The sequence below is a fragment of the Cryobacterium sp. Hh7 genome (assembly GCF_004403155.1).
Classification (GTDB): Bacteria; Actinomycetota; Actinomycetes; order Actinomycetales; family Microbacteriaceae; genus Cryobacterium; species Cryobacterium levicorallinum.
Genome location: NZ_SOHG01000061.1, coordinates 85,551 through 96,616 on the forward strand (window position 1 = coordinate 85,551; position 11,066 = coordinate 96,616).

The 11,066-nt window shown below is 66.6% G+C and carries 12 protein-coding genes; all 12 read right to left on the bottom strand.

Going from position 1 to position 11,066, the window contains the following annotated elements:
• Positions 1-39: 39 nt before the first annotated feature.
• The 12 genes from rpsG to E3T43_RS19585 all read right to left on the bottom strand — a co-directional run bounded on the left by rpsG (position 40) and on the right by E3T43_RS19585 (position 11,027).
• Positions 40-510, bottom strand: coding sequence for a 30S ribosomal protein S7 (rpsG, locus tag E3T43_RS15975; RefSeq protein ID WP_092107221.1), 471 nt, complete (start codon positions 508-510; stop codon positions 40-42).
• Positions 510-884: a 30S ribosomal protein S12 gene (gene rpsL / locus E3T43_RS15980; RefSeq protein WP_035834602.1), complete on the bottom strand. Its 375-nt coding sequence runs from the start codon at positions 882-884 to the stop codon at positions 510-512. The genes rpsG and rpsL overlap by 1 nt, the downstream gene beginning before the upstream one ends.
• Positions 885-1,320: 436 nt before the next feature.
• The gene (locus E3T43_RS15985; protein WP_134473139.1) at positions 1,321-2,079 is read right to left on the bottom strand and encodes a spermidine/putrescine ABC transporter substrate-binding protein; all 759 of its coding nucleotides are present in this window, start codon (positions 2,077-2,079) and stop codon (positions 1,321-1,323) included.
• A gap of 54 nt (positions 2,080-2,133) precedes the next feature.
• Positions 2,134-2,634, bottom strand: coding sequence for a DUF6121 family protein (locus tag E3T43_RS15990; RefSeq protein ID WP_134473140.1), 501 nt, complete (start codon positions 2,632-2,634; stop codon positions 2,134-2,136).
• Between the two features lie 221 nt (positions 2,635-2,855).
• Positions 2,856-3,929, bottom strand: coding sequence for a hypothetical protein (locus E3T43_RS15995; protein WP_134473141.1), 1,074 nt, complete (start codon positions 3,927-3,929; stop codon positions 2,856-2,858).
• An 87-nt stretch (positions 3,930-4,016) separates the two neighbouring features.
• Positions 4,017-4,715, bottom strand: a complete 699-nt coding sequence (gene pilO / locus E3T43_RS16000; RefSeq protein ID WP_134473142.1) for a type 4a pilus biogenesis protein PilO — start codon at positions 4,713-4,715, stop codon at positions 4,017-4,019.
• 2 nt (positions 4,716-4,717) lie between these two features.
• The gene (locus E3T43_RS16005; RefSeq protein ID WP_134473143.1) at positions 4,718-5,386 is read right to left on the bottom strand and encodes a hypothetical protein; all 669 of its coding nucleotides are present in this window, start codon (positions 5,384-5,386) and stop codon (positions 4,718-4,720) included.
• A complete protein-coding gene (gene pilM, locus E3T43_RS16010; RefSeq protein ID WP_134441167.1) occupies positions 5,383-6,477 on the bottom strand; it encodes a type IV pilus assembly protein PilM in 1,095 nt (364 codons plus the stop codon). The genes E3T43_RS16005 and pilM overlap by 4 nt, the downstream gene beginning before the upstream one ends.
• A 64-nt stretch (positions 6,478-6,541) precedes the next feature.
• Complete coding sequence (locus E3T43_RS16015) at positions 6,542-8,407, bottom strand: hypothetical protein (protein ID WP_241979040.1); 1,866 nt, start codon at positions 8,405-8,407, stop codon at positions 6,542-6,544.
• Positions 8,404-9,084: a type II secretion system protein J gene (locus E3T43_RS16020; RefSeq protein ID WP_134473144.1), complete on the bottom strand. Its 681-nt coding sequence runs from the start codon at positions 9,082-9,084 to the stop codon at positions 8,404-8,406. The genes E3T43_RS16015 and E3T43_RS16020 overlap by 4 nt, the downstream gene beginning before the upstream one ends.
• Positions 9,081-10,451 carry a prepilin-type N-terminal cleavage/methylation domain-containing protein gene (locus E3T43_RS16025; RefSeq protein WP_166791355.1) on the bottom strand — a complete coding sequence of 457 codons (1,371 nt, stop codon included), beginning with the start codon at positions 10,449-10,451 and terminating at the stop codon, positions 9,081-9,083. The genes E3T43_RS16020 and E3T43_RS16025 overlap by 4 nt, the downstream gene beginning before the upstream one ends.
• Before the next feature lie 102 nt (positions 10,452-10,553).
• Positions 10,554-11,027, bottom strand: coding sequence for a type II secretion system protein (locus E3T43_RS19585; protein WP_134473146.1), 474 nt, complete (start codon positions 11,025-11,027; stop codon positions 10,554-10,556).
• Between the last annotated feature and the right edge of the window lie 39 nt (positions 11,028-11,066).

Below are 11,066 nucleotides of genomic sequence, written 5' to 3' on the forward strand. Positions count from 1 at the left end.
GCGCCTGAATAGCTGATCAGGAATGCTCGATGGAGCTAGCTACCAGCGGTAGTGAGCGAAGGCCTTGTTCGCTTCAGCCATCTTGTGAGTGTCTTCACGACGCTTGACAGCGGCACCGAGGCCGTTGCTCGCGTCGAGGATCTCGTTGGTGAGACGCTCGGTCATGGTCTTCTCGCGACGCGCCTTGGCGTAGCTGGTCAACCAGCGAAGCGCCAGGGTGTTGGCGCGGTGCGGCTTGACCTCAACCGGAACCTGGTAGGTGGAACCACCGACGCGGCGCGAACGCACCTCGAGGGTCGGACGGACGTTGTCGAGCGCCTTCTTCAGCGTGACAACGGCATCCAGCTCGTTCTTGGCGGACACTCCGGCGAGGGCATCGTAAACGATGCGCTCGGCGAGGCCCTTTTTGCCATCGAGAAGGATCTTGTTGACGAGCTGGCTGACGATGGGTGCACCGTAAACCGGGTCGGCAATGACAGGGCGCTTGGGAGCGGGTCCTTTACGGGGCATTACTTCTTCTCCATCTTTGCGCCGTAGCGGCTACGTGCCTGCTTACGGTTCTTGACGGCCTGGGTGTCCAGTGCGCCGCGAATGATTTTGTAACGCACACCGGGGAGGTCCTTAACACGGCCTCCGCGCACGAGCACCATGGAGTGCTCCTGCAGGTTGTGGCCCTCGCCGGGAATGTAGGCGGTGACCTCGGTGCCGTTGGAAAGCTTGACGCGGGCGACCTTGCGAAGAGCCGAGTTCGGCTTCTTCGGGGTGGTGGTGTAGACGCGGGTGCAAACGCCGCGCTGCTGCGGGTTGGACTTCAGGGCGGGAGCCTTGGTCTTGGTGACCTTGGGGCTACGGCCCTTCCTGACCAACTGCTGAATGGTGGGCACTAATTACTCCTTGATATTGCTGCACGGTGACAGCTTTGTGATGGTTAGCATTCGACTTAGCTCTTGCGAGTTAGGTCGAGTTCATCTGGACCCGCTTGAACCCACACGATTGCTCGCGCGTGTTTTGGTGGGTATGCCGTGGGGGCATGGCCTTCGACCAGCCCTACATGTGTGGAATCTCGCACCTGTGCTCTCAGGAGGGCATAATTCAGGCGCACGACAAAGCGCACACCCGGTAATTCTAGCCCGGCGGGGCCTTGACGGTCAAATGGGTTGTGCCCCGCGTCGCAGGTGCCGCCGCGCACCCCTTCTCCTGCACTTCTACTTCCCGGGCCTGGGCCCGGTCGCTGGGCCCATGATCTATCGTGGGCCCGGTTTCCGGGCCCGGGCCCGGTCGGTATTTGCCCCTCGTATTAGAGCGAATGCGCGGGCTCGGCTAGGGATTGCGCGGCCAGAGCGGGGAGTCGAGGGTGCTGTCGAGGTCGGCGAGCAGGGCCTGCACCTGGGGCTCGACGTGCTCGGCGATCGCGGCGAGCAGGCGAGGCTGCTGTTGCTGGAGTTCGGCACAGACCCTGCGGCCGACCTGGGTGGCGAACTCGTCGGCGAGGCCGATTTCTACCCGGAGGGCGGCCTTTTCTTCGGGGGTGAGCGGCGGGAGGGGCTCCTGCGCTGTTTCGTCTGGGTCGTGGTCGGCCTGCGGGTTCCGGCCGGGACCTTGACCGGGTTCGGACTCGAAGTCACCGCCCGGGGCGGCAGGCTTGGGGTCCGCAGGTGGTGAACCGGGGGGTTCCAGGCCGGCGAGTTCGCTGAAGGTGAAGAGGTAGGGGGCATCCGCTGCGGGTTGCGGGTCAAGGTCGAGGCCGCGAAATTCCGGCTCGAGCCCTTCGGCCGGGCGATACGCCTGCGCGGATTGACGGCGCTCGCTCAGGTTGAGTTCGTGCGCGAGCAGCGGGAGGTTGCGCTCGGTGTATTCATCGACCGATGCATCGATGACGATCTTCATGCGCATGGAAAGGGCGTGCTGCACAACGTGGGGCACGTCGACGGCGAGTCCGGCCGACGCGATGATCGGCGAGCCGAAGCACTGACGGCAGAGCCGTGCGCGGCCGCGGTGCGTTGCGGGCCGCCACCGGGTGATCCAACGCAGCCAGTTCTCAACCTCATGGTTGACGCGCGATTCGATGGACCCTTCCATACTGCATAAGGGTACTCGACCGGCGTTACCCGCGACATGCCTCGAACGACCCCATCATCGAGGCTCGTTGTCGTCGTCCTTCTGCCAGGGCCACTCGGGGGTGCCGGATCCGTCGGGCTTGGCCAGCAGCACGACGAAGTAGAGAAACGCGATGAGCCAGCCGCAGACCGCGACGGAGATCGCGAAGGGGCTCGTCATCTCGCCGCCGATGAAGATTACCGAGCGAAAGAGTTCGCCGGCGCCGAGGCTGTAGAAGACTCCCCCGAAGACGCAATAGGCCAGGTAGGCAGCGACTCCGGCGAGGAAGATCGGCAGCGGCGGCACCTGAGTGAGGCGCTCGGGCGAGCGCAGCACTGCGGAGAGAATGACCCAGACCAGGGCGAGGACCGCGGTCGTGACCATGAGGGGGCCGAGGAGGGCACCGGCATCCGTTTCGTTGATGACGTCGCGATTGAGCAGCAGGCTGAGCACCCCGAATGACGCCACGATGAGGGCCACATAGAGGACGACCGAAAAGGCCGCCATGGTGATCGCGTACTTTCGGTATTCCCGCATGGCTCTAGCGTAGGCCCGCGGGCGCAGCGCGAGCAGCCGCACACGGTGCAGCGAAGCGGATGCCGCGGCTGGCGTGAAGACTGGGCCCCCTCTGAACCCAGGCCCAGTTTCTAAACTGGGCCCACGGTCGGGGCCCGGGCCCCGACCGTCCATCGGAGTCCCGTCTGCACAGCACGAAGCCCCGGCCACCCCTTGGGGCGGCCGGGGCCAAAAAAAGAACGTTACGGGCGGGTGGGGTGCGGGCCGTCGGCGAGCAGGCGCTCGTACTCGGTGCGGGCCTCGAGGTTGCGGGCGGTGACGCGGCGTCCGCGACGGGCGATCCAGGCGCCGGCCCAGATCGGAACCTCGCGGGCGATGAGTCCGGCGGCGATCGCGCCCGGGTTCAGCCAGAGCGAAGACACGAAGCGACTGAGGTCGGCAACACCGACCGTGTCGACCGTTCCATCGAAGACGAGGCCGAGCAGCGCCCCGCCGATGTAAGAGAAGTAGACGACGACGGCGACGATGAATCCGAACAGCACGTACGCCCACCAGCCGCCCCGGTTGACCAGAGCGATCAGTCCGACATAGGCGAGGAAGAAGAACAGGATGGGGATGTAGAAGACCGGCAGCGCAGCAAAGGTGGTGAACCCGGTCACGGTCGCGGCGACGCTGGTGCTGGTCACTCCGATGATGATGAAGGCGGCTGCAGCGTAGAGCAGGGCGAAAACCACCGTGGCGAGCAAGGCGATCAGGATGCCACCGCCCCGGTTGCTGCGGGGGCGCGGCTTGGTCGGCGCCTGCACGTAGATCGGCGACTGGGCTGCGGGCGCGGCGTAGGCCGGAGCAACGGGCGCCGGCGCGTCGACCGGCACGTCATCGACCGGCACAGTGGAAGCGGCGGCGGGCGTTCCGACAACGAGGGGAGCCGACGCGGTGACCACGGGTTCTGAATCGATGGCCGTGCTCCGGGCCGGCACGGTGGCCGCCGGAGTATAGGAGTCGGCGTAGTCGTCGGCGAGGCTCGGGGCGGCAACGTCGGCCGATGCAACCGGCTGGGCCGTCGACATCGGCGACAGGTTGCGAGAATTCGCCGAAGCGGTCGCGGCATCGGCACGTTCGGCCGCGCTCAGGTTGGCGTTGATGGCGTCATAGTCGATGACGAGGGGCTCCTGCACCGGCTCAGGCGAAGCTGCCTCCGCTGAAGGTACTACTGCAGGCTCCGGCACGGCATGCCCGCGAGCGGTCTCGTCGGGCGACGCCGTTGCATCCGTTTCAGAATTCTTCTTGCCGTCAAGTGGCGTGTTGTCGCTCATGCTGAACTCCTCGTGGCCTTCGCCGTGACTGGCCTTTAGTGTACCAAGGGCACGGCAAATGCCATGGAGACTCGGCGTGCCGCGCCGTTATCCAACGGATGTCGTCGCCGCTACCAGCGAATACACCAGTCCAGAGATGGTCGCGTCCACCAAGGTCTCTTCGCCGGAGGCCTGCGCCGTATCGATCCCGTGCACGAGGAACAATCGGCTCCCGGATTGCACACTGGCGACGAATTCAAGCACCTGGGCGTAGGTTCCCGTCACGGTGATCTGCAGCGGGAAGGCGGCAAAGTTGCTCTCCGTGATCAGCGCGACGGGCGCTGGCGTTGCAGCCTCCGCGGCCGAAGAAGCCGCCGCAGACGCGCCTTCTGAATCCGGCGCGGCCGACCCAGTAGAAGTCGCAGCCGCAGCCGCAGCCGCCGGGACCTCGGGCAGCACAGGCACATAGGCCTGCGCCTCGGTCACGGTCATTCCGGTGAGGGTGAGGCCCACCGCCTGGGCCTGGGCGTCGAGCTGGTCGACGAAGGCCGGCATGGCCGAGCCGCTCGGCACGGATTCGGCGAGCGCCTCAGCCGTCGCGGTCAGCGCGTCCAGGTCTTCGAAGTCGTGCTTGAGGCGGGCGAGCAGGGCGACGTGCCCGGCATTCGTGCTCTGCACGGCCGCCCGGCTCGCGTCGGCGGCGTTCATGCTGTCGAGCTGCGGCTGCACTCCGAGAAGCACGCCGAGAACGACGATGACGCTCGTCACCAGCATCGAACCGATGAGCCAGAGCTTGTTCTTGTCCATGGCTAGTCCTTTTTCGGCGGGTCGAAGCGGTGCGCGAACGCCACGTCATTGACGTGCATCGTGATGGTGACGGTATAGCTGCCCAAGTTCTGGTCGAGCGAGACCGAGCCCGGCAGCGCATCGGCAAAGCCGTCGAGCGTACTGAGCGCGTTCAGCCAGGCTGGAATGTCCGGCAGCACGGCGCTCGTCGCGGTGAACGACACGGTCGCCACCCGCAGTCCCTGCAGCGGTGCGGTCGCCTGGGTGTATGCCGCGAGCGGGGTCGCCGAATCCACCTGTACCGTGCCGATCGCGACGCTGCTCGGCAGGGTGCCCTGCGCTGCGTCGAGGTAGCCCTTCCAGTCAATTTCAGTCGAGGCGCCCAGCTGCTGCGCCGCCTCGCTCAGCGCGATCTGGTGTTGCAACGACCGCACGGCGAAGTACTTGCCCTGTTCGGTCAGCAGGGTTTCGGTGCGGGCCTGCTCGGTCGCGAGTTTGGTTTGGGCGCTCAGCGCGAGCGCCGTTGACGCGCCGACTCCGAGGGCGACGAGCACGGCGATGCCAGTGACGCCGAGGGCGAGGCTGCGCCGTTGCCGCTGGCCGCGCCGCTCGGCTCGCACCTCCGGCGGCAGCAGGTCGACCCGTTGGTCGCCGCCGATGACGGGCACATCGTCGTTCGAAGCGCGTCTCATGCTGCACGCCCGAGCGCGAGGCCGAGGGCCACGGTGTAGGCGGAGCCGCTCAGCCGCAGCGCTTGAGCATCGATAACGGATGCGAGACCCACCGTTGCGAGCGGATTCCCCCGGGTCACGCCGAGGCGGGTCAATTTCGAGACCGCCTCGGCCAGGCCGGGAAGCTCGGCTCCCCCACCGCTGAGTACGATGGCCGACACTGGATCGCTCGGCCGGGTGTTGGCGAAGTAGCTGAGCGTGTTGACGATGCTGCCGAGCTGGTCGTGCATGGTGTTCGCAATGATGCGGGCGGCGGCCGCCTCGATCGGGCTGGAATCCGGCACTGCGGCGTCGAACAGCACTGCGGCGGCGGACGATTCGGTCGCGGCCGGCAGACCGACGCGACGTTTCAGCTGCTCGGCGGCGGCGGCATCCGTTTGCAAACCGTCGCTGAGAGCCTGGGTGAGATCGTTGGCTCCGGTGGGGATGATGCGCACGAACTGGGGTACACCGTTACGGGTGATCACGATGCTCGTGGTCGTCGCGCCGAGGTCGATGACGGCCACGACGCCGTCGATGCCGGGGCGGGTGACCAGCAGACGGCTGACCGCGAAAGGGATCAGGTCGACGTCGATGGTTCTCAGCCCGGCCAGACGCACCGCGGAGACATTGGCGACGACGGCCGCCTTGACGGCCGCGATGAGCAGCCCGTTCACGGTTGGGCCGTGCTCGGTCGTTGACTCCGAGATGGGATAGAAGTCGAGCAGTGCGTCGGCGACCGGTACCGGCAGCAGGTCCTGCACCTCGAACGGGAGCGCCTGTCGAATGCGCGCGAGCGACATTTTGGGCACGCTCAGGTCGCGGGCCAGCACGCGCTGGTTGCCCATGCCGAGCACTACCTGGCGGGAACGGAACCCACCGCCAGACCACAGCGCTTTGAGCGCGGCGGCCACCGTGTTCGGCTCGATCACCTCGCCGGCGATGACGGCTCCAGGCGGCAGCGACACCTCGTGATAGCGCAGCAGCATTGGCCGGGGCTTGCCGGGACCCCGCACCTCGACAGCGCGCAGGTGCGCGGTGCCGATGTCTATTCCGACGATGCTCTGAGCCACGAGAAGTGCTCCTTATAAATAGGGATGGGTGAACTGACGAGTGGATGCTGGGCGCGGCCGGTCATTACGGAACCGTCGCTCCCCGCGCGGTGAACGCCGAACTCACTTCAACCAGCAGGTTCACGCTGTAGCGGGCCGACACCGGTGAGAGGAATTTGGGCGGCGCAATGTAGCGAAAGCGCGGATCGTAGGTGTAGTTCTTGCTGTACCCGTTGGCGCCGCCACTGTTGGTCATTCGCACGGAGCCGCGATATTTCTGGGCGAGCGACCCGTTGATGGTCAGCACGCCCTGATTGCCGCCGCGGTCGTAGTTCTGCACCTGAATGGTGTGGTCGAGCGAGAGCATGGCCGCGTCGATGCGCCGATTGTCAGGCAGGATGGCGCCACCTTCACCGAGGCCGACCCCCGGGCAAACCTCCCCATGCGTACTGTCGCAGTACGGGTTCCAAACCCAGATGGCATTCTGCGCGACCAGCCCGAGCACGTCGGTGGATGCATCCGAATAAATGATGTCGCCGGTGACGTAGAGAAAGTTGTCGGTGGCGATGGTCATCGTGCCGTCCAGGGTTCCCATCACGAAGGCATCTCCCTTGCGGCAGTCATAGGACCGGGCGCTTGGCGCGGTTTCATGCGTCACGGGAAAGCCGATACCGTTGCCGACGGAGCAGGTGGCCGCGCTTTGGCCGCTGGGCCAGTCGGTGCTGCTCGTATAGTTCGCATCAGTGACGACGCCCGGAACGCTCTGCACAAAGAGCAGGTTCGCGTTCAACACCGGGACGGTGGCGCCGGCCGTCGAGCCGAGCCGGCCATTGGCCGTTCCCGGCAGGCCGCAGGCCGCCGGCGTGCTGCCCGACGTCGCCGGGTCCCCGACGATGCGGGTCTTCTTGGTCCAGGGCGAACGGATGGTCATGGTGCCCGAGCTGTTCAGTACGATGCTGGTCGGGCCGGTGTAGAGGCAACCCGGAGCGTTTATACCGGCGTCCGTCCGGGTTTCCTGCTTGAGCTGCATGTTGGTAGCCGGCATCGCGATGACCGGGCTGGTCGTCGGCTGGCCGCCGTTGAAAACCTGCCCAGAGCAGTCGCTGCCGTCGGAGGCTTTCTTGAGGTAATTCGCACCGGGCGCTCCCGGATCGCCCGTCGTGATCGTGCCGTTGAACGTGGCCCCGCAGATGCGCATGGTGTCGTTGGAGTGCGCCGGACCGTTGACGAGGTCGCTGCTGCCGAAGGCGATGTCGCCGCACACGCTCGTGCCGCCGGAGGGCATCGGCCGACCGGCCCAGGCGTAGGTGTCGGCGCAGCCGGACGTCGTGATCCCGCTCTGCGCCGGGTCCTGCATCTCATACACGGTGAAGTAGAGGTAGTCGATGAAGCCGTCCTGCCGGATATTGGCGACGATGCTGCGGGTCACGGCTCCCACCCGTCCGGTGGAGCGGATGCGCAACACCCCCGACGACGCATAGGCCGCGTTGTCGACCTCGTAGCGGAAAGACGCGGTACCGCCGCTGCCGGTGACGGTGCCCCAGGCGCCGTCGGTGCCGAGGCCGAATGCCGGGTTCTCGGTGGCCGCCGAGGGCGCAGTGACTGTGCTGCCCGCGCTGAAGCTTGCCGCCGGGTTGCCGAACCGGTAGTAGGTGTTGTCGTTGGCGAGGCGGCTTTCGTAGTCGGCCACACCGGCATAGGCGGCGGCCATGGCGCCGTTCCAGTTCTGGTCGCTCGAGGCTTTGAGGCTGCCGCTGACCGAGAACGTCATCGCGGTAGCGACGAGGGTGAGCAGCAGCAGGCCGAGGCCGATCACGACGACGAGGGCGGCGCCGCGTTCGTCCGGTTCTCGGCGGATGAGGCGACGAAAGACGCTCAGCCACGCGAATCGCTTTCGGGGCGTCCAGGTGCTTCGGCGCCGGGAGGGGCGCCAGAACGGGTAGGCGCTCATGACGCCCCCGCCGCGACGGCAACGTTGGGCATGCCGACGGTATTGTGCAGGGTGACCGCGCTGCGGGCATCCGTCACGGTGGCCTGCACCGTGAGATTCACCGAAACGGATGCGACGCTGCGCAGCTCGGTGCTGGTGAGCAGCGTGCCGTCGCCCCCTGAGCCGAGCAGAGGCAGGCCGGCGGCGTCACGGTAGCCGAATAGAAATGTGCCGGGGTCGCCCGGCGCCACGGTTTCGGCGATGATGCGCGACGATTCCGGCTCGCCGGAAAACCCGAAATACCCGCCGCTGAGGGCGGTGGCGGCCCAGCGGGTCTCCACCAGTCGCCTATCGGCGTCGAGGGACAGGCGAATCTTCACCGGCTGTTGGGTGGGCATGCCGAGGTTGACGTAGGCATACAGGGTCACCGCTTCCGAGGTCGCTTCGAGGAGGGCCGGGTCGGGCAGCGGATACCCGGACACCGGGTTCTCGGTGGCCGCGCGGATGACCCGGGCGACCTCGTTCATGCCGTTGGACACCTGCCGGGTGTTGGCTGTGAGCAGCTTTGCCTGGCCGAGCGAACGGGAGGCGCTCAGATAGAGGCTCGAGATCATGGTCATGAACACGCCGAGCAGCAGCATCGCCACGAGCAGCTCGACCAGCGACAGACCGGCGTCGTTTCTCCGGGGCGGCATCATGGCGCCACCGCTCGCGGGTCGAGGGTGACGACGCCGCCGGCGGCCACGCCCCGGGTGAGCACGGCGAGGTTTGCAGCGGGCACGGGCGTCGTCGCGGAGCCGCTGGCGGCACCGGAGAAGAAGGTCCAGGAGCCGAACGGCAGGCCGAGTTGGGTCGTGGCGTCGGCGGGGAGCTGCCCGAAGTTGTAGATCGTGGCGACTGCGCAGCCCGGATCCCCGCTGCCGGCCGGCGCGGTCGTCGACTCGGCCCGCAAAAATTGCCCGGCCAGGCCGGTCACGGACAGCACACCGAGCGGCACGTTGACGGTGGCACTGCCGCCGGGAAGCGTACCGACGGACGCGGCCGCGAGGCCGATTGCCCCGTCGGCGGCCGGGGTAATCCAGGCGACCGGGTCGACCGATACGCAGCCGGGGGTGCTCGGGGTGGCCGCGATGAAACGGCCGGCGAAGACCTCATAGCCGAACGGGTACAGCCGAAAGTCCTGCACGTTCGCGTTGCTCGGGTTGACAGCTGCGTAAGGCTCGTAGGTGCTGCGAAAGGTGGTGCTCAGGTTGTTCGGCAGCAGCGTCGTGCCCTCCGAATAGTTCGTGCCGTAGCGGGCGGTGACGGTTCCGGCCAGATCGTAGGCGAAGGCGACGGATGCCGCTCCTCCGGCCGCGACGCCGACCGTCTGCGCCCCGCTGGTCGCCTGATTTTTGTCGACGAAGTTGGGGCGGGAGACGGTGACGTCATAGGTACCGGGCTGCACCTTGAGCAGATAACTGCACCCCTCGGCATCCGTTGCCGCTGGTGCCTCGCTGAGCATCGCAGCGCCGTTCGGGACGACACCCGGCGCTGCGGAGATGGCCACGCCGGCGGCGCCGCTGCCGGAGGCGGTCAGCACCGACACGAGGATGGTGCCGAGTGCCGGATCGTTGATGCGGCTGCCGGGGGCGAGTGCACTGTCGGCGCGCACGACCGGAGTCGTGGCGCGCATGCTGTCCCAGGTGACGGTGACGTTGACGCGGCGGTAACGCAGCTGGCCACCGCCGGAACCGCAGTTGCCGTCGGCACCGGTGGTGGTTTCCCAGTCGGTGGAGCGGTGCAGGGTGAAGGTCGTGCCGTTTTGTACGACCGTGCTGGTGCTTTCGAGCACGGCGAATACGTTTCCGGCCGAGCGGGCGAGGTCGATCTCCTGCGCGGCCAGGTTGACGGCCGATTCGCGGGACCGCGCGTCGTTGCCGAGATAGAGGGAGGTGACGAGTCCGTAGCCGACACCGACGGCGATGATGGCGAAGACCAGCATGGCTACGAGGACCTCGATGAGGCTGACGCCTTCGTCGTTTCGGGCGAGGTGGCCCAGGCTGAGCCGTTTTGGAGCGTGCACGCGGGCCTCCTTCGCGAGAGTCAGGTCGAGATGTTGCAGAACCGGGTGGCCGGGGCGGCCCGAAGGGCGGCCCCGGCTTTGGCCGGTGATGCGCTGGTGCCACTAGCCTGCGGCGGGGGCGAAGCAGTTCGTTGACGAAGTGGTATCGGTGTCGTCATCATCGGTGATGCCGAGAGAGTCAGTCACAAAGTATTTTGCATTTGTTGTGCTGACGGCTCCAATGCAGAAGGTCGTCGGCGTGAGCTGCTCGTAGTTGATCGTGGTTGTGTTCGGGCCTTGGGTGTAGCCATAGCTGGTCACGCCAGGCATATCCGTCTCGTTGAACCCACCGGTAGCGGGCATCGCGCCCGACTCCGTCTGCAGCGCGATGATCGCGGTCTTGGCGTTGGCGAGGTCGCTCTTGACGCTGGCGTCCTTGGCGTTGTTCTGCACGCCGAGGTACACCGGGATGGCGATGGCGGCGAGGATGCCGATGATGATCACGACGACGAGCAGCTCGATCAACGTGAACCCTTTCTGGTTCTCGGTGAAGCGTGCGCGGCGCTGGTTCAGTAAAGCGAGCAGGCGAATAATCATGGTGTGTCCATTCGGGTTGGAAGTGGGCCGTACAAAGCG